The sequence below is a fragment of the Gammaproteobacteria bacterium genome, from assembly GCA_027296625.1.
Classification (GTDB): domain Bacteria; phylum Pseudomonadota; class Gammaproteobacteria; order JAKEHO01; family JAKEHO01; genus JAKEHO01.
The window spans coordinates 12439-33070 of sequence record JAPUIX010000129.1 but is presented as its reverse complement, the minus strand read 5'-3'; the positions used below and the strand labels follow the sequence as shown (position 1 = coordinate 33070).

21 protein-coding genes and 1 tRNA gene are annotated in these 20632 nt (G+C 53.5%); 18 read left to right on the top strand and 4 right to left on the bottom strand.

Annotated features, from left to right (window positions below; translation table 11 throughout):
- Window positions 1-125: 125 nt before the first annotated feature.
- Window positions 126-201 (bottom strand) — tRNA-Lys (locus tag O6944_07245).
- 181 nt (window positions 202-382) lie between these two features.
- Between O6944_07245 and O6944_07240 the strand changes: the two genes are divergently transcribed.
- From O6944_07240 to queC, 18 genes are all read left to right on the top strand, one after another.
- Complete coding sequence (locus tag O6944_07240; GenBank protein MCZ6718928.1) at window positions 383-706, top strand: zinc ribbon domain-containing protein; 324 nt, start codon at window positions 383-385, stop codon at window positions 704-706.
- 111 nt (window positions 707-817) lie between these two features.
- Window positions 818-2596, top strand: a complete 1779-nt coding sequence (aspS, locus tag O6944_07235; protein MCZ6718927.1) for an aspartate--tRNA ligase — start codon at window positions 818-820, stop codon at window positions 2594-2596.
- Between the two features lie 133 nt (window positions 2597-2729).
- Window positions 2730-3398, top strand: a complete 669-nt coding sequence (locus O6944_07230; protein ID MCZ6718926.1) for an NUDIX domain-containing protein — start codon at window positions 2730-2732, stop codon at window positions 3396-3398.
- Window positions 3399-3429: 31 nt separating this feature from the next.
- Window positions 3430-4512, top strand: coding sequence for a quinolinate synthase NadA (gene nadA / locus O6944_07225; protein ID MCZ6718925.1), 1083 nt, complete (start codon window positions 3430-3432; stop codon window positions 4510-4512).
- A gap of 57 nt (window positions 4513-4569) precedes the next feature.
- The gene (locus O6944_07220) at window positions 4570-5235 is read left to right on the top strand and encodes an alpha/beta hydrolase (protein MCZ6718924.1); all 666 of its coding nucleotides are present in this window, start codon (window positions 4570-4572) and stop codon (window positions 5233-5235) included.
- A gap of 80 nt (window positions 5236-5315) precedes the next feature.
- Window positions 5316-6062, top strand: coding sequence for a YebC/PmpR family DNA-binding transcriptional regulator (locus tag O6944_07215; GenBank protein MCZ6718923.1), 747 nt, complete (start codon window positions 5316-5318; stop codon window positions 6060-6062).
- A 42-nt stretch (window positions 6063-6104) separates the two neighbouring features.
- On the top strand, window positions 6105-6623 hold the full coding sequence (ruvC, locus tag O6944_07210; protein MCZ6718922.1) for a crossover junction endodeoxyribonuclease RuvC: 519 nt from the start codon (window positions 6105-6107) through the stop codon (window positions 6621-6623).
- Window positions 6620-7228, top strand: a complete 609-nt coding sequence (ruvA, locus tag O6944_07205; GenBank protein ID MCZ6718921.1) for a Holliday junction branch migration protein RuvA — start codon at window positions 6620-6622, stop codon at window positions 7226-7228. Before ruvC ends, ruvA begins: the two co-directional genes overlap by 4 nt.
- A 127-nt stretch (window positions 7229-7355) precedes the next feature.
- Complete coding sequence (gene ruvB, locus O6944_07200; GenBank protein ID MCZ6718920.1) at window positions 7356-8396, top strand: Holliday junction branch migration DNA helicase RuvB; 1041 nt, start codon at window positions 7356-7358, stop codon at window positions 8394-8396.
- Between the two features lie 20 nt (window positions 8397-8416).
- Complete coding sequence (gene ybgC / locus O6944_07195) at window positions 8417-8824, top strand: tol-pal system-associated acyl-CoA thioesterase (protein MCZ6718919.1); 408 nt, start codon at window positions 8417-8419, stop codon at window positions 8822-8824.
- Window positions 8814-9488, top strand: coding sequence for a protein TolQ (tolQ, locus tag O6944_07190; protein ID MCZ6718918.1), 675 nt, complete (start codon window positions 8814-8816; stop codon window positions 9486-9488). The genes ybgC and tolQ overlap by 11 nt, the downstream gene beginning before the upstream one ends.
- 66 nt (window positions 9489-9554) lie before the next feature.
- Complete coding sequence (gene tolR / locus O6944_07185) at window positions 9555-9977, top strand: protein TolR (GenBank protein ID MCZ6718917.1); 423 nt, start codon at window positions 9555-9557, stop codon at window positions 9975-9977.
- Between the two features lie 7 nt (window positions 9978-9984).
- Window positions 9985-10926, top strand: coding sequence for a cell envelope integrity protein TolA (gene tolA / locus O6944_07180; protein ID MCZ6718916.1), 942 nt, complete (start codon window positions 9985-9987; stop codon window positions 10924-10926).
- 4 nt (window positions 10927-10930) lie between these two features.
- A complete protein-coding gene (gene tolB, locus O6944_07175; GenBank protein ID MCZ6718915.1) occupies window positions 10931-12250 on the top strand; it encodes a Tol-Pal system beta propeller repeat protein TolB in 1320 nt (439 codons plus the stop codon).
- 61 nt (window positions 12251-12311) lie between these two features.
- Window positions 12312-12857, top strand: a complete 546-nt coding sequence (pal, locus tag O6944_07170) for a peptidoglycan-associated lipoprotein Pal (protein ID MCZ6718914.1) — start codon at window positions 12312-12314, stop codon at window positions 12855-12857.
- A 9-nt stretch (window positions 12858-12866) separates the two neighbouring features.
- On the top strand, window positions 12867-13817 hold the full coding sequence (ybgF, locus tag O6944_07165) for a tol-pal system protein YbgF (GenBank protein MCZ6718913.1): 951 nt from the start codon (window positions 12867-12869) through the stop codon (window positions 13815-13817).
- Window positions 13818-13891: 74 nt separating this feature from the next.
- Window positions 13892-14563, top strand: a complete 672-nt coding sequence (gene queE / locus O6944_07160; protein ID MCZ6718912.1) for a 7-carboxy-7-deazaguanine synthase QueE — start codon at window positions 13892-13894, stop codon at window positions 14561-14563.
- On the top strand, window positions 14547-15233 hold the full coding sequence (queC, locus tag O6944_07155; GenBank protein ID MCZ6718911.1) for a 7-cyano-7-deazaguanine synthase QueC: 687 nt from the start codon (window positions 14547-14549) through the stop codon (window positions 15231-15233). Before queE ends, queC begins: the two co-directional genes overlap by 17 nt.
- A gap of 75 nt (window positions 15234-15308) precedes the next feature.
- Here queC and O6944_07150 read toward each other — a convergent pair whose 3' ends face one another.
- The 3 genes from O6944_07150 to O6944_07140 form a co-directional block, all read right to left on the bottom strand.
- On the bottom strand, window positions 15309-17759 hold the full coding sequence (locus tag O6944_07150) for a transporter substrate-binding domain-containing protein (protein ID MCZ6718910.1): 2451 nt from the start codon (window positions 17757-17759) through the stop codon (window positions 15309-15311).
- A gap of 394 nt (window positions 17760-18153) precedes the next feature.
- Window positions 18154-19149 carry a M14 family metallopeptidase gene (locus O6944_07145; GenBank protein MCZ6718909.1) on the bottom strand — a complete coding sequence of 332 codons (996 nt, stop codon included), beginning with the start codon at window positions 19147-19149 and terminating at the stop codon, window positions 18154-18156.
- Complete coding sequence (locus O6944_07140) at window positions 19150-20565, bottom strand: glutamate--cysteine ligase (protein ID MCZ6718908.1); 1416 nt, start codon at window positions 20563-20565, stop codon at window positions 19150-19152.
- Between the last annotated feature and the right edge of the window lie 67 nt (window positions 20566-20632).

Genomic DNA, 20632 nt, shown 5'->3' with positions numbered 1-20632 from the left:
AAATAATATTTACACCTATTTTGACGGGACTATCTGCCCCATTATGTACTGATACCTTAACTGATACCTGCAATCACTAATCCGCATCATAGCGGCGCATATTACAATGTAACCTCTTGATTTATTGGTGGGCCGTGAAGGAATCGAACCTTCGACCAACGGATTAAAAGTCCGGTGCTCTACCAACTGAGCTAACGGCCCAGGTTACGCAAGGTCGGCGATGATACCGAATATGGACGCGCTGGCAAGCTCATTTTAACATTCAAAGCGCCGGTTGACCCCGGATCGCGGACGACTCGTAAAGCATAGCATCCGCCCACCCCTTGATTTTGGCGAAATTCGCCCTTATTTTTTCGCGTAGTGCGATACTAAGGATCCAGATATGCCGATCTATGAATATCAGTGTACGGAGTGCGGACATCGCCTTGAGGCGATTCAAAATTTCAGTGACGCGCCGTTGAAGCAATGTCCAGAGTGTGATCACGCGAGCCTGCGTAAACTGATCTCGGCGGCTGCTTTCCGCTTGAAAGGGACAGGATGGTACGCCACCGATTTTAGGAATAATGACAAGAAGAAGGCCGGAAATAAAAAGGATGTTGCCGAGAAATCAGACTCGTCTGGAACGCGTGCAGCAAAATCAGAGGGGGAAAAGTCTGAGGCGGCATCGGACACAAAGTCCAAAACGGAATCCGGTGGTTCTGACTAGTCTTATCGAGCAAACACGGACTTGGTTTAATTCTCCTCCGGTGGTGTTGCGCGGACTGGAGCAGGCACGTAATATCCCGCCCTTTGTTCCGTCGTTTGGGGTCGATCTTAAATGCGTAGCCATTATTCCGGAGAACTCAACGCAAGCTTGCTGGACGAGGAAGTCGAGCTTTGCGGTTGGGCTCACCGCAGGCGGGACCATGGCGGCGTCATTTTTATCGATCTTCGTGACCGCGAAGGCCTCGTCCAGGTCGTCTTCAATCCCGATACACCGGAACCGTTTGCCGTCGCAGAGCAGGTTCGCAGCGAATATGTGCTGCGCGTCGTAGGCCGTGTGCGACGCCGTCCGGAAGGGATGGAAAACCTGGCGCTACCGACCGGCGAAGTGGAGGTCCTTGCGCACACTATTGAGATACTGAACGTTGCTGAAACGCCGCCGTTCCCAATCGAGGAAGAAAACCTTCACGAAGAAACCCGACTTCGGTATCGATATATTGACCTGCGGCGCCCAGACATGCTTTCGAATATGCGTCTGCGTGCAGAGGTCACTCGCACGCTCCGACGGTTCTTAGATGAGCAGGGCTTTCTCGAGATCGAAACACCGATGCTGACGCGGGCAACGCCAGAGGGTGCCCGCGATTATCTGGTTCCAAGCCGCACCCACACCGGCACGTTCTTCGCCCTGCCCCAGTCGCCACAGCTCTTCAAGCAACTGCTCATGGTGGCGGGCATGGATCGCTACTATCAGATTGTGCGCTGCTTCCGTGACGAAGACCTGCGCGCTGATCGCCAGCCAGAATTTACACAATTGGACATGGAGACCTCCTTTATGGAGGAGGCCGCCATTATGGATATCGTGGAGGCGATGATCCGAGATCTGTATCAGCAGGTGCTCGACGTCGAATTGCCCTCGCCGTTCCCGCGTATTGCCTATGCGGATGCACTCCGGCGTTTTGGTACCGATTCTCCTGATCTACGCAACCCGCTCGAACTGGTGGAAGTGGGCGATCTGATGCGGTCGGTTGAGTTTAAGGTCTTCCGAGAGGCAGCCGAGATGGCCGATGGCCGGGTCGCGGCACTTCGCTTACCGGGCGGCGCTGGGATGAGCCGAAAGCAGATTGACGAGTACACAGCGTTTGTCGGCGCCCATGGCGCGAAGGGCCTTGCCTATATTAAGGTGAATGACCCAAGTGCTGGCCGCGATGGCCTGCAATCACCGATCCTCAAGTTCTTACCGGATGAGGCCATCGAGGCATTGTTGGCCCGCACCGGTGCCGTGAGCGGTGATCTGGTGTTCTTCGGTGCTGACCGCACGCGGATTGTGAACGAATCCCTGGGGGCGTTGCGCCACACGCTTGGTGAGGATCAAGAACTCGTGAAAGTGGGTTGGGCACCCGCCTGGATCGTGGATTTTCCAATGTTTGAAAGAGCAGGAGAAGGGGATCGCTGGGAGCCCCTACACCATCCATTCACCGCGCCCCGAGCCACATCACCCGAGGAGCTGGAGACGGACCCGGGCGGCTGCCTATCCCGGGCCTACGACATGGTATTAAATGGCACGGAACTGGGAGGCGGATCTATCCGTATTCACGATCGTGCGATGCAAATGACCGTATTCCGTCTGCTCGGAATGGACGCGGAGGCGGCCCAGGAGAAGTTCGGGTTTTTGTTGGAGGCACTGAAGTATGGCGCTCCACCCCACGGCGGCATCGCCTTTGGCCTGGACCGACTGGTTATGCTGATGGCGGGTGCGGCTTCCATCCGCGACGTCATCGCCTTTCCCAAGACCCAAACGGCGAGTTGCCTCTTGACCTCGGCACCGATCCCAGCCTCTGAGGCACAGCTCAGGGAACTTGGGATCCGACTGCGCAGAGCACCGCGCGAAGATTAGTGATTCAATCGATCCCTCAGCCGTTTATCGGCCACTGAAGTCAACTAGTTGGACTGCCGCCCCAGGCGGCTTGACATAGTGTATCTATTACACTTATAGTATGTGTAATTCTTACACTAACTATGCGTCAACGATGGCATACTGCTACGAACACCCGCACCCTGCCCTAACCACCGATGTCGTCATCTTCACGATTCGTGATGCGCAACTTGAAGTCCTTTTGATCAGGCGGGCAGCTGAGCCCTACCGGGGCAGTTGGGCCCTTCCAGGGGGCTTCGTGGACATTGACGAAGATCTTGAGGCCTCGGCCATGCGGGAACTCAGGGAGGAGACTGGCGTGACGGGCGTCTATTTGGAGCAGCTCTACACCTTCGGTGCGCCCAGGCGTGACCCGCGTGAGCGTGTCATTTCTGTCGCTTACTACGCCCTGGTTCCATCCGACCGGTTACAGCTTCGCGCAGCAAGTGACGCCCAGGCGCTGGCTTGGTTCCCTCTGGATGCATTGCCCCCCCTTGCATTTGATCATGACGAGATGATCGCCATGGCCCACAAGCGTCTCGCATCCAAGTTAGACTACTCCACCATTGCGCTCCAGTTCATGCCGGACCAATTTACCTTGAGTGCATTGCAGAAGGTCTACGAAATCGTTTTGGGCGAGGCACTTGATAAGCGTAATTTTAGAAAGCGCGTTATGGCTTATTCGTGCATTGAAGACACTGGTGAGGTCGCGCGGTATGGAAATCATCGGCCAGCGCGACTGTATAGCGTTACATCACCTGGGACGGTGGAGTTTATTAAGTGACCCAAGGGCGACTGCCGTGGAGAGGTGAAGTATGAACATTGCGAACGCGTTACCTGCAGTATTTGACAGGCGTATTCCGCCGTCCGCGGTTCCTGAGACCCAATCTGAAATGCTTAGCAGCGTCGACCGCGCCGATTTAGTCGCCCGGATTAAGTCCCTTCTCAAGGCACAGGACGCTGTCCTGGTTGCCCACTATTACACCGACCCTGATGTCCAGATGTTGGCCGAGCAAACGGGCGGTCATGTTTCCGATTCCCTCGATATGGCACGTTTTGGTTATGAAACCGACGCCTCTACCGTCGTGGTCGCGGGCGTCAGATTCATGGGTGAGACGGCCAAGATCTTGAGTCCAGGAAAACACATCCTCATGCCGGATCTGGAGGCAACGTGCTCGCTTGATCTTGGTTGTCCGGCGGACGAGTTTAGCGAGTTTTGCGATGCCAACTCGGATCGTACCGTTGTTGTCTATGCTAACACCAGCGCCGCTGTCAAAGCCCGCGCAGATTGGGTCGTGACCTCAGGCATTGCGGCCGAGATCATTCGATTCCTTGCCGATCGCGGTGAAAAGATCTTGTGGGCACCGGATAAGTACCTGGGCCAATATGTCCAGAGGGAAACCGGTGCGGATATGTTGCTTTGGCAGGGCGCTTGTGTCGTGCACGAAGAGTTCAAGGGAAAGGAACTGATGGCGATGCGCGCTGAACACCCCCATGCCAAAATTCTGGTGCATCCAGAGTCTCCGCCATCGGTTGTATCACAAGCCGATGTGGTCGGTTCGACTACGGCGCTGGTTAATGCAGTCACAAGCTTGGATGCAGACGAATTTATCGTCGCCACTGATAAGGGGATTTTCTACAAGATGCAAGAGGCTGCTCCTGAAAAGTTATTGCTTGAAGCACCGACAAGCGGAAAGAGTGCGACGTGTAAAAGCTGTGCCCATTGTCCTTGGATGGCGATGAACGGGCTGAGGAAGCTGACTCATGTGTTGGAGACTGGAGCCAATGAAATCATCGTCGATGAAGCGACTCGATTAAAGGCTATCGTCCCGATTCAACGTCTTCTTGACTTCGCAAGTACTAGAGACACTGTGATCTTAGGGAATAACGACGCGTGAAGGGCGTCTCGATGCGGCAGTTTTCCATTCACGCCATGCTCTGTTAGTCACCGTCTTGTGAATCACTCCCATCGGGAGGAAGCTACCAAGGAAGGCGTCGTTCTGATTCATGGGATCTGGATGAATGGGCTGGATATGTCGCTGCTCAGACGGCGCTTGGCGGCGGCAGGCTATCTTACCGAACAATTTACCTACCCGAGCGTCAATGCAAGCCCCGAGGAAAATGCGGTGACCTTGTCCGAGTTCATTAAGCGCATCCATGTGCCTAAGCTGTTCTTTGTATGTCATAGCCTTGGTGGATTGTTGGTGCGGCATCTTTTTCATATTTTTCCCGAGCAACGTCCCGGCCGCGTCGTGACCTTGGGTACGCCGCACCGTGGCAGTCATGTCGCCGGGCGATTGTCACGACATGCCCTTGGACGTTGGCTCCTGGGGCGAAGCGTCGATCAAGGTTTGTGCGGTAGCGTGCCGGCGTGGTCCGGTAACTACGAGCTAGGCGTGATTGCAGGTACCCTGCCTATGGGCGTTGGTCGTGTCATCCCTGCCTTACCGTTTCCAAACGACGGCACCATAGCGGTCGAAGAAACAATCCTACCCAACATGCGCGATCGCATTACCCTGCCCGTGTCGCATACTGGGCTGTTGTTTGCGCCGTCGGGCGCGCAGCAAACGTTGCATTTCTTGCGCCATGGTGAATTCGATCATGATCGACACCGCGACTGACATGTGGCTGGACGCTGCCTTGGGTGCTAAGGTGGCTGGTGATACACTTTGTTCAGGTGTCAAATGACGCGGATTCACTGATGGCGGGGCATAGCAAGTGGGCCAATATTCAGCATCGCAAGGGCCGGCAGGACGCCAAGCGGGCTAAGCTGTTTACTAAGCTGATTCGAGAGATTACTGTCGCGGCGCGGCTCGGCGGCAGTGATGAATCGGCTAATCCGCGACTTCGTGCGGCAATCGACAACGCGTTGTCGAATAACATGCCGAAGGATACTATTGATCGGGCAGTCAAGAAGGGCTCGGGGGCAGGGGACAGCGAGCCACTGGAGGAAGTCCGCTACGAGGGTTACGGGCCGGGCGGCGTCGCTGTCATGATCGACTGTATGACTGACAATCGTAAGCGAACCGTCGCGGATGTGCGGTATTCATTCAGTAAATGCGGTGGCAGCCTCGGTGCAGAAGGTTCGGTTGCCTATCTGTTCAATAAAGTTGGGGTGTTGACATATCCTGCCGACACCGATGAAGAAAGCCTTATGGATGTGGCGTTAGAAGCTGGAGCGGAGGATATAATCGCTGATGGCGACGGCACCTATGATGTGATTACAGCCCCGGGTAAGTTTGGTGTAATCAAAGACGCGATTGCCGGCGCAGGAATTGAGCCGCAGGTCGCTGAGGTGACGATGCGAGCGCCAGCCACGACCACGCTCGATCACGACGGTGCCCAGAAAATGATACGCTTGTTGGAAATGTTGGAAGACCTTGACGATGTGCAAAAGGTCTATTCCAATGCAGAAATCCCGGACGCTGTACTAGCGCAAGTGAGTTGATGTTAACGCGCCTCGTTTCCGGGGTTCAAGGGACAGCATGAGGTGACACGAATTCTTGGAATCGACCCGGGTTCCCAGGTTACTGGATACGGTGTCATCGACATGGCGGGGAATCGTGCTACACATGTTGCAAACGGTAGCATCCCTATCCGGGACGATGAACTTGGAGCAAAACTTCGCACGATCTTCGAGGCGATTCACGCCATTGCCGGCACTTTTCAACCCAATGAAGTTTCAGTGGAGCGGGTGTTCATGCATCGTAATCCCGATTCCGCTTTGAAACTCGGCCAGGCCCGCGGCGCGGCTATTGTCGCATGCGCTACGCAGTCGCTTCCCATCTATGAATACACCCCAACCGAGATCAAGCAGGCCATTGTTGGCAGGGGCAACGCCGCCAAGGTTCAGGTGCAGCATATGATTAAGGTCTTGCTGTGCCTCAATGAAACACCTCAAGCAGACGCAGCGGACGCCTTGGCGATTGCACTGGGTCACGGGTATAGGCGTCAGGGACTCCTGCGTATGGCGGGTGTTCGGGGTTCGCGGGGCGGCCGCTTGCTATGATCGGGCGCATCCGGGGCGTCCTCTTGGAAAAACGCCCCCCGTACTTACTTCTTGATGTACATGGCGTCGGCTACGAATTGGAAGCGCCAATGACTACATTCTACGGGCTTCCTGTACTCGGCAATGAAGTCAGTTTGTTTACACATCTCGTCGTGCGCAAAGACGCACAATTACTTTTTGGCTTTGCAACCGAGGATGAGCGTCGCCTCTTCCGTGCGTTATTACGTGTTAATGGTGTCGGCGCTAAAATGGCGCTCATTATATTGTCTGGTATTGAGTCCAATGATTTCGCACTCTGTGTGCAGGAAGGAGATAGTGTCCGCCTGACGCGATTGCCTGGTGTGGGGAAAAAAACAGCGGAACGGTTGATCGTGGAAATGCGTGATCGGTTGTCGGACTGGCAGAGTTCTTCATCTGTGCCTGGAGCTAGACAAGATACCAGAGAAGCTCCGGCGACGACTGCCGCAGAAGATGCCGTCAGTGCGATGGTAGCCCTTGGGTATAAACCCCAGGAGGCAAGCCGGTATGTGGTAGCGGTAAATCGTGACGGATTGTCGACCGAAGAGATCATTCGTGAGGCGCTGAAAGCGTCGGTGCAGAATTAACTGGAATGCGAAGGGTCTACCGAGAATGTGCTTGTGTGAGATGCCTGTGAGACACGACGCATGTTTTATCGTGTTCATTAGCATCACACGGTCGCATGCGTGCGGGGAACTTGCGTAGTTAATCCAGATGGCCGAGCTGAATCCTATCGTATTGCCCACCAGCACTGCTGAAGACGCAGCCGCAGACACGACGCTTCGGCCGAAGCGGCTTGCGGATTTTGTGGGACAGCCTGCCGTGCACGAACAGATGGAGATTTTCATCCGCGCCGCCTGCAAGCGTGCTGAATCGCTCGATCATGTACTAATCTTTGGCCCACCGGGGCTCGGTAAGACCACGCTCGCACACATCATCGCTAATGAGATGGGTGTTAACTTGCATCAAACGTCTGGTCCTGTGCTGGAGCGCCCCGGTGATCTCGCAGCCCTGCTCACCAATCTTGAACCGCGCGACGTGCTTTTTATCGATGAGATGCATCGCTTAAGCGCAGTGGTTGAAGAAGTGTTATATCCGGCGATGGAAGATTACCAGCTTGATATTATGATTGGTGAAGGACCGGGAGCGCGGGCGATTAAGCTTGACGTCCCTGCGTTCACGCTTGTAGGTGCAACAACGCGGGCAGGGTTATTGACATCACCACTCCGAGACCGGTTTGGGATCGTACAGCGGCTAGAGTTCTATGGTACGGGGGATCTTGGTGAGATCGTGACACGTTCTGCCAAGATCCTTGGCGTTGCAGTCGATCCATCGGGTGCGGCGGAGCTCGCTGGACGTTCTCGAGGAACGCCGCGTATTGCAAACCGCTTACTTCGACGTGCCCGCGATTACGCTGACATACGTGCGGACGGAAGTATATCCGAAGAGGTGGCGCGCAAGGCGCTCGATATGCTTAAGGTTGATGTATACGGCTTTGACACAATGGATCGCAAGTTGCTGCTAACCATTATTGAGAAATTCGACGGCGGCCCTGTGGGCATTGATAGCATCGCAGCAGCGATTGGGGAAGAACGTGATACGATTGAAGACGTTCTGGAGCCGTATCTCATCCAACAGGGTTTCATCATGCGCACACCGCGCGGGCGCATAGCGACACGCAATGCGTGGCTCCATTTTGGGCTGACTCCCCCTCAAGCGCCCACCCAGGCACCCGATCTATTCAATGAAACATAATTCATTTTGTTTGTGACCTCATGACGGAATTTTTTTGGCCCGTTCGCGTGTATTACGAAGATACCGACGCGGGTGGCGTGGTGTATTACGCCAATTATCTGAAATTCATGGAACGCGCGCGTAGCGAGTGGCTGCGGAAGCTGGGATTTGAGCAGGATCAGCTATTGCGGAAAGAAGGGCTAGTATTTGCAGTCCGGAAAGTTTCGTTGGAGTATTTGAAACCCGCACGCTTTAATGATTTGCTTTCTGTCAGTGTTAAAATAGTTGACCAAGGCGCGGCGAGCATAGACTTTGATCAAGGCATCAGCGACCAATCAGGAAACATGCTTTGCCAAGGCCGCATTAAAATTGTTTGTGTGGATGCAATATCGCTAAGACCTCGGCCCCTACCGGGTGTCATCCTCTCGGAGCTAAAAAATGTCGGCTGACTTATCGCTTGTTGAACTTGTATTGAACGCCAGTATCCTTGTTCAGTTAGTCATGTTGATCTTGGTTGTGGCGTCCGTTGTGTCGTGGACCATGATCTTCAACAAGCGTGTGGTATTAAAAAAGGCGAAACGTGCAGCGGAGGATTTTGAGGAACGCTTCTGGTCTGCAGATGATTTGAGTACGCTTTACACACGCGTCAGTGGTCGCAGATATCAACCCGCGGGCATGGAAAAGATATTCGAAGCGGGGTTCAAGGAATTTGGTCGTCTTCGGAAACAGAAGGGGATAGATGCGGCTGGAATCCTAGAAGGCACACAACGTGCGATGCGCGTGGGCTTGAGCCGGGAGGTCGATGATCTTGAGATCCACCTGTCATTTCTTGCCACCGTGGGGTCAACGAGTCCTTATATTGGTCTATTGGGAACTGTCTGGGGGATCATGAACAGCTTTCGCGCACTCGGCAATGTTAATCAAGCAACGATTTCTATGGTTGCTCCAGGTATTGCGGAAGCGTTGATTGCCACGGCCATGGGGCTCTTTGCAGCGATTCCTGCGGTCATTGCATATAACAGGTACTCGAACGATGTCGAGCGCTTGATAAACCGCTATGACACTTTTCTGGAAGAGTTTTCCTCAGTTCTGCAGCGCCATGCTCACGGTTAATCTGCAGATTCGGTCATTAGCTCTATATTGGGTGAACTTTCTTATAGTGAGAGGTTCTTTAAGGTAATGCGTCAGAGGATCCGAAAACGCCCCATGTCGGAGATCAATGTCGTCCCGTACATCGATGTGATGTTGGTGCTGCTGGTGATCTTCATGATCACGGCACCCTTATTAAGCCAAGGCGTCAAGGTCGCCCTTCCCAAGGTGGCTTCGGAACCCTTACCGCCGTCTGGAACGGACCTGCTTATTGTCAGTGTTGACGCAACCGGCAATTTCTATCTGAACTATGGCGAAGGGCAGGAAAAGCCGATGGCTCCAGATGATTTGGTTCACCGGGTTGCGGCGTTTTTACGTAATCAGCCCGATACCCCGGTGCTGGTGAAGGGCGATACAAACGTGGCCTATGGGCGTGTCATGCAATTGATGAGTTTGCTGCAGGGCGCCGGCGTCCCTGGAGTGGGTTTGATTACTGAACCGCCGGAGCGTTAGGGTCACAATGCGCCTGGGTTGGTTCGATAGGCTGCTGTCATTTATCTACTCCATCGGGATCCATGTGATACTGGCTGGGATCTTGATATTTAGCTTTGCATTCGTGCCAGAGCCTGTGTCACCGCCGCCAGCTCAGGTAGACATTGTTCAAGCTGTGGCGGTGGATGAGCGCAAGGTCGAGGCCGAGATCAACCGACTTAAAGAGGCAGAGAAAAAAAAGCGAGATGCTGAAGCGGCTCGTCAACAAGAGCTAAAGAAGAAGGCTGAGGCCGAGAGAAAGAGGGCTGAAGCGGCAAAGAAGAAACGTGAGGCAGAAGAAAAGCGCATCGCCGAGCTACGCAAGCAGAGGGCGGAGGAAGAGAAAAAAAATGAGGAGCAAGCGAAGCGGATTGCCGAATTGAAGGCCAAGCAAAAGGTCGAAGCGAAGGAACTGGCGAAATTAGAGGAAGAAAAGAAACAGTTGGAAGAAAAGCGTAAGGCGGAGGAAGAGCGACTTAAAGAAGTGGAGAAAAAGCGAGTCGAGGAAGAAAAGCGACGCATAGAGGAAGAGAAGCAGAAAAAACTTGCGGAGGAGAAGCGAATTAAGGATGAGAAGCGCCGTAAAGCAGAGGAGCAAGCTCGCCTGGCAGAATTAGATCGGGAACAGAAAGCATTGGATCTTGCCCAACGTCGCCAAGATGACGCAACAATTAACCGGTATATTTGGGAAATTCAATCGAAAGTTAGCCAAGTATTCATTTATCCGGAGAAGGGGCTGTCTTGCACACTATTGGTACAGATGATCCCGGGCGGCGACGTGGTGGATGCAAAGGTCATTGAATCGAGCGGCAGCGCCGTCTTTGATCGCCAGGCCGAGATTGCCGTTATGAAGGCTTCCCCTCTTCCTGTCCCGGAAGACCCCCGCGTATTTGAAAAGATGCGAAAGCTTAAGTTTGACTTTGAACCGTAGGAATATGGGTGTGGTCGCAGAAAACCTCCGTCGCAAGCTTTACTGTGTATTGGTGTTGTTTCTTTGTGCGGGTGATGCACATGCAGTGTTGACCATCAAGATCACCCAAGGGGTCGAGAGCGCGCTGCCTATTGCGATCGTACCGTTTGGATTGTCCGAAGGGACTCCGCCTCCTCCAATCGAGATCACACAGATCATAAGTGCGGATCTTGCAAATAGCGGTCGCTTCGCCCCATTACCGGAAAGGGACCTTCCAGCCCATCCACACGACTTTGCCGAGATCAACCTTCGAGACTGGCGTACGCTGGGGATGGAGACGTTAGTCGTGGGGCATCTGAGCGCGCCTGTATCCGGGAAATACGATATTGAGTTCCGGCTTGTCGATGTTTACAAGGGTACGCAGCTGGCAGGTTACCGCATATCTTCGCCGGCAAATCAATTGCGCCGTGCCGCCCATCATATCAGCGACCTTATTTATGAAAAACTGACAGGGATTCGGGGCGCCTTTTCGACACGCATTGCGTATGTGACCGTTTTAGAAAAGCCAGGTGAGAGCAAGATCTACGCGCTTCAGATAGCCGATTCCGATGGCCATAATCCACAGACATTGCTGGAGTCACCGCAGCCGTTGTTGTCGCCTGCTTGGTCACCCGATGGGCGGCGTGTTGCTTACGTTTCATTTGAGGGAGGAAAATCCAGCGTTTATGTGCAGGATGTTCAGTCTGGGAGTCGAAAGAAGGTTGCTTCTAGCCCGGGACTGAACAGCGCCCCCAGCTTCTCGCCGGATGGTGGCCGTTTGGCCATGACGCTATCTAAGGACGGTAATGCTGAAATTTATGTTCTGCACCTTTTAAGCGGGTTATTGCAGCGGATTACAAATAACGCCGCTATCGATACCGAACCGGCGTGGTCTCCTGACGGTGGCAGGTTGGCCTTCACCTCGGATCGAGGCGGGGGGCCACAGATATATGAGGTTGATGTAAGAGGAGGCAGGCCCCAACGCTTGACCTTCGAGGGGCCATACCATGCGCGACCCGTTTATTCGCCTGATGGAAGGCAGATTGCCATGATACACGGTGAACGCGGTGCCTATCGTATCGCTGTTCTGGATCGGGACACGGGTTCATTGAGGATCTTGACGGAAACGCGTCTGGATGAGTCACCAAGTTTTGCGCCCAATGGCAGGATGATTATTTATGCTACGCTTGGGCAAAAAGGGACGGAACTTGCGGCGGTCTCCGTAGACGGCCGCGTGCGCCAACGGCTGGCGCTTCAGGCAGGTGAGGTAAGAGAGCCCGCATGGGGGCCATTTTCGAAACGTTAGCAAGACTTCAGCAGAGCTACCCCAACCCTAAGGGTTGGGCGCGATAGAAGGAGACGATACCGTGACAAGCAAATCTTTCATGATGGCGCTAGTGTTGGTCATTTTTGGAATCTTCCTCGGGGGGTGCCAAACCATCGGTGATGCGGGTACGTCTGCAGAGGTGCAAGTAGAGGACCTTGGCAGCACGGTCTCGGAAACGGACACCGCAGGGGCCGAGGCCCATGGCATCGGCGATGCGGAAGGTTTCGAGGGAAGCGCCTTGGATGATCCCGACAGCCCCTTGTCGGTGCGTGTGATCTATTTTGAGTATGATAGTAGTGAGGTCAGTGCGGACTACCGTCCGGCCATCGAAGCACACGCTGCCTATTTGGCAGCTAACCCCGATGTCATCGTGACGCTGGAAGGGCATGCGGATGAGCGGGGTTCACGGGAGTATAATCTTGCTCTGGGTGACCGCCGCTCGGAGGTTGTACGTCGTCAGCTGATTTTGTTGGGGGCCTCAGCTGGTCAAAACCGAACCGTGAGCTACGGCGAAGAAAGACCGATAGGCTTGGGTCACGATGAATCATCGTGGCAGCAGAACCGTCGTGTTGAGATTATTTATTAGGAGTCAGTGATGTCCGAGAGAGGCCGCATTTTTCAACTAGCGTTGCTTGCGGTGGTCGTTTTCGCGACACTCGGCGTGCGAGGTGAAGAGGCAGTGCGTGTTGAAGAACGCATGCCGTCCAATGTCGACCAACGCCTGAACAAGGTCGAGCGGCTTCTTGAATCTCAGGGACTATTGGAGATGCTTAGCCAGTTGGAAAGTCTTCAGAAGGAGATGCAGCGGCTGCGTGGGGAGATTGAAGTTCAGACTCATACGTTGGAGCAGATAAAGCAGAGGCAGCGAGATCTCTATGTAGATCTGGACAAAAGGTTGCAGCGAACTGAGGCATTGGGTGTGGCGGGCACAACCCCCAGTCCACCTGGTCCAAGCACAAGGTCACGACGGGCAGCGAGCCCGCCTGTTGAAGTGATTCCCCCGACCGAGCGTGCGGCCTCGCAGACACCACCGGCAGGCCAGCCTGGCGCAGCCCCGCTAACGGTTGAAGTAGCAAAGCGGCCGCCTGCAGAAGCCCCTAAACCAAGGGCAACGGCGCCGGCGCAAACCGAGCCCGCTGCCGCAGTTGGGGGTGATCCGGCTGCAGCGCGGGCCGCCTATCAACGGGCATTCACGCTGCTCAAGCAAGGTCGCTACGAACAGGCGGTAACAGCTTTCAACGAATTCCTTGCCACCTATCCGAACAGCAGTTACGCGGACAATGCGCAATATTGGTTAGCTGAATCCTATTACGTTCTGCGCCGTTTCGAACAAGCGATTGTGGAATATCAGAAGCTCGTAGCCAATTATCCGGATAGCCAAAAGTTAACCCATTCGATGCTTAAGATTGGGTACAGTTATTATGAGCTGGGTCAGATGGACCAGGCTCGGACAGCGCTAGAAGATCTCAAGACGCGCTACCCAGGCACGACGGCAGCACGGCTGGCGGAGGAACGGCTGCAACGGATGAAACTAGTCCAGCAATAGTCAACGTCGAGACGGCTGGCTACCTTCGGCCGCTACGCGTCTACGCCCTAGCGGCGCCCAACCAATGTGTGTTTATGCTTACCTTTAGCGTTCAGGCTCCAGGCCAGACGGCACTTCGGATCACTGAAATCTTTTATTCTATTCAAGGCGAATCTCAAAAAGTTGGATTGCCTACGGTCTTCATCAGGCTGACGGGTTGTCCCTTGCGTTGCCACTATTGTGATACGGCATACGCGTTTTACGGTGGGGAGGACATCTCGATTGAAGCAATTCTGCAACGTGTTGCGGGTTTTAATGCGCAGCACGTGACCGTGACAGGTGGGGAACCGCTTGCGCAAAAAAATTGCCTTTTGCTGCTAAAGGAACTCTGTGATGTTGGCTATCAGATTTCTTTGGAAACAAGTGGCGCGTTGGACATTTCTGAAGTGGATAAACGAGTTATGAAGGTGCTGGATCTGAAAACGCCCGGGTCAAGAGAGGAAGCGAAGAACCGTTATGACAATATAGAGTATTTGTCGAACTCCGATCAGATAAAGTTCGTTCTGTGTGATCGAAATGACTACGAATGGACAAAAGGAAAGATAAAGGAGCTTGGCTTAGCTAAACGCTGCGAAATCCTATTTTCGCCCAGCCACGAGGAGCTCGATGCAGCAACGCTTGCCGATTGGATTTTGGAGGACTGTTTGCCGGTACGTTTGCAGATCCAGATCCACAAGTATCTTTGGGGTAATGTCCGGGGAAAATAAAACGCGCAACGCGATCGTGCTGACCTCAGGTGGCCTGGATTCCTGCACAGTATTGGCCATTGCCCGTGACCAAGGGTTTGCATGCTATGCGTTGAGTTTTGATTATGGCCAACGCCATCGAGCAGAATTGGAGGCGTCGACACGCGTAGCAAGCGCGCTTGGGGCGGTCGAACATAAGATCATATGCCTCGATCTGCGGAGATTCGGTGGCTCTGCGTTGACGGATGATTCGATCGCCGTCCCTGAAATGCATACTGAAGGCATTCCCGTTACCTACGTTCCCGCACGCAACACGATTTTTTTGGCTTATGCGCTGGGATGGGCAGAGGTGGTTCAGGCACAGGATATCTTCATCGGTGTTAATGCGATCGACTACTCTGGCTATCCCGATTGCCGTCCCGAATTTATTAGTGCCTTCGAAAAGACAGCACGATTGGCCACGAAAGCTGGAGTTGAAGGAAGGGCGTTTAAAATTCACGCGCCACTAATTCAAAAGCGAAAGGTAGAGATTATCCAGGAAGGGTTTCGTCTGGGTGTGGACTATGCAATGACAGTTTCGTGTTATCAAGCGGACGAGGACGGCAAGGCATGTGCTGTTTGTGAATCGTGTCGATTCCGGGCAGAAGGATTTCGCGAAGCCGGTGTTCCCGATCCGACGCGCTATCAGTGAGTTGCCTTGTAAGCAAGGCACCAATCAACCAATGCAAGGCCGTACGGACGTTGCTGCTGCATCCGCCGCTTGAGACTAGCTCCCATGACCGTTTTGCCGACTCGTTAATGCCAGCTGAAGGGGTTCCGTGAGATGAACATAGGCGTGATAGCGTGCACGAATGTCACTGACATACGCAACGGTTTGCCCGCATCGACAGCGGCGAAATCGTGACCTGTGCTTGTATTTATTCTGCCCCAACAGATACAGTGCTCGTTCTACGTTGTCGAACCACCGATTCGGATCAAGGCCTAGTTCCTGTGCTAAACGTCGTGCATCCTCGACCCGTCCATAACCTGCGTTATATGCGGCGAGCGCAAACCAAGTCCTGTCATCAATGGCAAGCTCACGCTCAAATCGCTCTCGAAGCCAGTCCAAGTACTCAATCCCAGCGCTGATTCCGAGTTCAGGCGTCTGCACGTCGCTGTATCCCAACTGCTTGGCTGTTCGCGGCAAGATCTGCATCAGGCCCTCGGCGCCAGCTCTTGATCGTGCGTGTGGATTGAAACGGCTTTCCTGATACATTTGCGCTACGATTAGGCGCCAATCGAAATTATATTTCTCTGAATATTTCCTCACCAAGTCATCGTAAGGAGACAAGTGTCTGTCTTGCTCTGTTGTAAACTTTAGGTGCTGCTGTGTCTTGAGGGAATCTTGGAAATATTTCCGGTAAGCCAAATTGTAGTACTTTCCTCGGTACTCTTTTTTGAAATAGTTATTGATCGCAGCGAGCAGTTTATTGTTAGCAGCCCGTACCGCCCAGCTAATTGGTACTGGTTCACCAACAGAAAAGTGAGCCTTGATATCATCACGCAACGCTAATTCGATGGCGAGTTCATGACTGTCTACGACCGCAAGCTCATAATTACCTTGGGCAACATGCTCAACAATCTCTTTTGTGGCGAATTCCCGAGGAGCCTCAACGAAAGTTGCCGCAATTCCCTCACTTTTTAGGCGGTCAACCTTGTGCCAAAGTGGGCTGTGATGTGGGATGACGAGTTGGCTGCCCGATAAGCTATCAAGATCGAGCAAATGCGGTTTTTTCGCATTGCTCACGATCGTATAGGTTGCATAGTTGTAAGGACGTGAATATGAAATGAGTTCCTCGCTATGCCCATCATTAATAGCCAATGACGCAGCCACAATGTCACCTTTTCCTTCTCTTAGCCAGGTTAATGCTGCTTCGTCGGTAGGTGCGACGAGCATCTCAAGGCGAAGTTTATTTTGCTCCGCGAATCTGCGGGCCAGATCGTACTCAAATCCAAGCAATTCCCCTTTTGATTGGAAAAAGTTTAATGGACTTTCTCGAGTTATAACTCTCAAAATACCTCGCTGCTTCAGAGCAGGTAAATCATCCTTATAAACATCCGGAATTCGTCGTGCGGGTTGATATTGATTCAAATATTTGTTGAGTGATGCAAGTAGGGCGATTGCATCAACGCGGGTCGCCCAAGCAATAGGCCGATCATCTGTGAGGTCAAAGGCGGCTTTAATATTGAGGTGTGTATGCGATATAGTCTTTAGGTTGGCGGAATCTGTAACGATTGCGTCATATTGGCCCGATGCGACTCTTTCAAGGATTGTTTCCTCGCTGAGGTAATCGGGGACTGTTTGAATTTCGATCGTCGGAAATTGTGTCTTGAGTTGTTGAAGCACGCCCCAGGCTGGCGACACCCTTTTTAGAGCGACACGCCTGCCGGCGAGATCAGTGGGCCCATGAATCGTATCATCATCCGCATGGGCTACTAACTGATAGCGCGTGAGGGCTATTGGTAACGTATACGCGATTTCTGGGGTTGACGTTGGCGAAAGTGGGGCGGTGTAGGCAATCAGATCACCTTTCCCAAGTGCCAAAAAGCGCACCAGATCGGCGGGCTTATCCACATAGACCCAAACCGGCTCCACGCCGATATCATTAGCGAATTCAGCAATCATCTGTTGTTCCACGTCGACCAAGCGAGTGCTGTTGGCGGGATATTTCACGTTATGCTCCCGCACGGCGAGTATCCGGAGCTTTCCTCGTTGCTTTAGGGAGGCCAAGTCGCCAGTTTCCAGATATAGCCAAGGAGGCGACCCGCGCATGCGCGTCGTTCGATAATAGAGTGCCGTGAGATGGTCTGCAAAAGGTGATCGGCGGCCCTCTACTGTATAGTGGCCTGGCGTGCTGAGATCGGGTGTCCGGTGGCCTGGAACGATAAACTGCGGTGCGGGCCATAAGCAAGCGTAGACGACAAGCTCTACGATGAGCGCGAACGCCCCGTAGGCGAGCATCGCGGTTTGATTATGTACCGTCGCAATGGCCCCGGGCTTGGACTGCATGATCCAGTGACTCAACTGCCTAAGCCCTATCGGAAGACGTGCTTCGACCCGCAATGCATAGCAATTCGACATCTTAAGCCCCCGTTCGTTAGGCATCAGCGCATCTCCTTCTAACGCATGACGCGTGCTATTGGCTCGTGCCTTGTATACCATAGGCTTATGCTGCATCGCAACATAAAACCCTTGAAGTCACTGTCACAAGGTCATCAGGTCGGTATTCAGATCTGAGGTAGGTTTGCTGTTGGGTTGGGCCTGATGGGCGGAACGCGGCAGGCAAGTGGCCATATAAGGCCACTAGCGCGTGTCCCCTGCTAAGGAGGCACCCAGGGCGTATGTGCCGTCCCCCTCACAGGTCTCAGCGCGGTTGTCCGTTCTAGATCTCAGTGCGCCTGGCGATGTCACGATACGGATGTAAAATCCTGCTCTTTCGGCGAGTCCCCGGTGTCAGCGAGGCTAAACTTTATATAGCACCTCAATATAATGGGGTCAAGAACCGCAATCTCTCTATATATAGTGTAGGCGTTCAGGAAGAAAGACGCACAGGCAGCTGTGCCTGAAGCGCTTAGAGCGGGTAGCGCTCCATGAGGTAACAGAGGCAATCCTGGCGGATCAGGTCCACATTGGTCGACAGCATCGAAGGGATCAGTGGGGCAGCCGCCCTTAGTGTGTTGTTTTCGATCGCGAAAAACCGGTCTAATGCGTCCCGTCCCGAGGCTTCCTTTACATCCAGAATTGAGTTTGATTCGGATCGGATCGATGCGAGCTCAGTGCCCAACGGCACGTCACGAAAATTGAAGCGATCGATCTGTTCGGCAAACTGAATATCCCATTCCCCATGGCCAAATCCAAAGCTCCGCTCTTTTGGGATCTTTACGACAGCAATGGTGTGAAATACATCGATGTCGTTGGCTGAAACAGGCTCGCTCGGAATTTCGGCCAGCTTCAAGCACCCATCTAAATGTTCAATGGCCCGACTCACACCCGCTTGATCACCAGGCTGACCACATTCGAGGACGACTGATGGGCAGAGTTCCGCGAACGCCAAGCTTTGCACGCCTTCCGGACGGGTGAAATACACGATCGTGGGTGAAAATCGTCTCGCCAGTTGCAAGAAGCGGTGCTCTACCTGGTTTACACAGGCATAGTATGGGTTTATCCCGGCGTTGTTGTGGACGTCAATGCTGGCAAAGACACCGCGCCGTCGCATAGTTTCTAGGACCTGCCGCATCGCTGCGTGCTCCGGTGTGTCGCCGCCGCTCCAGATTCGGTTGTAGTCCGGTTGCTGTTCCAGTCGTCGCCGACGATGCCGTGCCGCGGCAACATTGCCAATTAACAGGGATAATCGCCGGGGGAGCTCTTGGTTTTGATATCTTCGCAACAACGTTCGCATCACCTCCCAACCGGTCACTTCGTTGCCGTGCAGAAGAATGGCGACAAACAGAGCTGGCTCACGCCGGCCGGGTAGGTGAATGAGTGTCGGCCCGGGTAAGACGGTATAGAGTTCGGTCGCAGGCAGGTCGAGTAAGCCATCTGGCAAGGATTCCAAAATACTTAGCATCTAATAGTCCCATTCGTGCGCGGGAGCGCCGCTTTTTTGTTGTTCCAAATAGGCTCTGTTCATGGCATTCATGTCATTTCCATTCCGCGCCACCCAGCGGCGCTGCCATTCGGCTCCATTCTGTGTGGTGCGAACCCTCTCCTCGATGATGCCCATGAAGGTGTCGATATCAGTGCGGTCAATCTCTAATTTTTCAAGCCCCTGTCGAGCTAGGGGTAAAAGATGTTCAATCAACAGTGTCTGGATCAGTATGCGTCCGTGGCCGAGCCACTGGATCTTTGCTCGCAAGCCATCGCGCGCTGCTGTATAAAAGTTAGAGCGCGCGATCGTGAATTCAAGCTGAGTTTCAGGTGGATTGGCAAGGCTACCGAGAGCATGAGTTAAGCCGAAATACATTGCTGCATTAGCAATGCTGTCGATCACACTGGGCCCAGCCGGCACGACACGGTGTTCGATTCGCAGATGTGCGGTTCCGTCCGGGTCAAAACCAATGAGTGGTCGATTCCATCGCCAGATCGTGCCGTTGTGCAATCTGACGTGCCTGAAGCGGGATGGGTCATCATCCATAGTCATGGGCAGTAACACAGGATAGCGCGCGAGGTTTTCTTCGAAGCATGTCACTAGCGAGCCACGGATGTAACCGTTACCGAAAGTCACCCGTTTGTCGCTCTCGCTGCCAATCTCCACCGCTTGTTCAAATAGCGGGATGCGTGTTTCATCCCAAAGTTCTCGACCAAAAAGGTACGGTGAGTTAGCACAGGCGGCAACCATGGGCGCGGATGCGATGATCGCAGCGTTGTACATACGGGTAGCATTGGCCGGTGAGACTTGCAGGTGGATCTGGAGTGATGTGCAAGCTGCTTCTAACATAACATCGTTATGCGTAGTGTACAGGCGCTCCTTGCCTTGAATATCTAGCTGCAGTGGACGCCCATGGCGCATTCGAAGAATCTGTTCATTAAGCGCGCGATAGCGTGTCACTAGGGACATGTTTTCTAAGCTGAGTTGTTCTTGCCGCAAGCTGGGTAAAATACCAATCATCTCTAAATCGGCATTCATAGTTGCAGCGATGCTGCGACAGTCCTGCCACGTTTTAGCTAGTTCCGCTGCCATGCGCTGCAATGCGTCACCCCGAAGCGGCCGAGGACTGCTATTGATTTCTACGTTAAAGCAAGCGAGTTCGGGAACAACTAAGGATGCATTAAGATATTTAAGGTACTTTTCGTTGATGGGTGCCGGGGCGGCATTCTCGTCGACGAGCCAAGCCTCCAGTTCAAACCCACCGACTCCACTGTTGTCACTTAGGCGGTGCTGGTGAAAGTATTCGAGCAATAGATCCGTTTCTTCCCGCAGGCGGTTACTAAACGTGCGGAAGTCATGGTTTGAGAATTCGCTTGTGCGGATTTCCTGGCCCACGACAAGAATGATGGGTTAAGCGGTTTAGAGTCAGTTAGTGAGCGGGAAAGTACTGATGCGCCTTATG

What these genes read in the sequence shown, in the direction of transcription:
- O6944_07240 (MCZ6718928.1), top strand. Translation starts at nt 383, where the DNA reads ATGCCGATCTATGAATATCAGTGTACGGAGTGCGGACATCGCCTTGAG.
- aspS (MCZ6718927.1), top strand. Translation starts at nt 818, where the DNA reads ATGCGTAGCCATTATTCCGGAGAACTCAACGCAAGCTTGCTGGACGAG.
- O6944_07230 (MCZ6718926.1), top strand. Translation starts at nt 2,730, where the DNA reads ATGGCATACTGCTACGAACACCCGCACCCTGCCCTAACCACCGATGTC.
- nadA (MCZ6718925.1), top strand. Translation starts at nt 3,430, where the DNA reads ATGAACATTGCGAACGCGTTACCTGCAGTATTTGACAGGCGTATTCCG.
- O6944_07215 (MCZ6718923.1), top strand. Translation starts at nt 5,316, where the DNA reads ATGGCGGGGCATAGCAAGTGGGCCAATATTCAGCATCGCAAGGGCCGG.
- ruvA (MCZ6718921.1), top strand. Translation starts at nt 6,620, where the DNA reads ATGATCGGGCGCATCCGGGGCGTCCTCTTGGAAAAACGCCCCCCGTAC.
- ruvB (MCZ6718920.1), top strand. Translation starts at nt 7,356, where the DNA reads ATGGCCGAGCTGAATCCTATCGTATTGCCCACCAGCACTGCTGAAGAC.
- ybgC (MCZ6718919.1), top strand. Translation starts at nt 8,417, where the DNA reads ATGACGGAATTTTTTTGGCCCGTTCGCGTGTATTACGAAGATACCGAC.
- tolQ (MCZ6718918.1), top strand. Translation starts at nt 8,814, where the DNA reads ATGTCGGCTGACTTATCGCTTGTTGAACTTGTATTGAACGCCAGTATC.
- tolR (MCZ6718917.1), top strand. Translation starts at nt 9,555, where the DNA reads ATGCGTCAGAGGATCCGAAAACGCCCCATGTCGGAGATCAATGTCGTC.
- tolA (MCZ6718916.1), top strand. Translation starts at nt 9,985, where the DNA reads ATGCGCCTGGGTTGGTTCGATAGGCTGCTGTCATTTATCTACTCCATC.
- tolB (MCZ6718915.1), top strand. Translation starts at nt 10,931, where the DNA reads ATGGGTGTGGTCGCAGAAAACCTCCGTCGCAAGCTTTACTGTGTATTG.
- ybgF (MCZ6718913.1), top strand. Translation starts at nt 12,867, where the DNA reads ATGTCCGAGAGAGGCCGCATTTTTCAACTAGCGTTGCTTGCGGTGGTC.
- queE (MCZ6718912.1), top strand. Translation starts at nt 13,892, where the DNA reads ATGCTTACCTTTAGCGTTCAGGCTCCAGGCCAGACGGCACTTCGGATC.
- queC (MCZ6718911.1), top strand. Translation starts at nt 14,547, where the DNA reads ATGTCCGGGGAAAATAAAACGCGCAACGCGATCGTGCTGACCTCAGGT.
- O6944_07150 (MCZ6718910.1), bottom strand. Translation starts at nt 17,759, where the DNA reads ATGCAGCATAAGCCTATGGTATACAAGGCACGAGCCAATAGCACGCGT.
- O6944_07145 (MCZ6718909.1), bottom strand. Translation starts at nt 19,149, where the DNA reads ATGCTAAGTATTTTGGAATCCTTGCCAGATGGCTTACTCGACCTGCCT.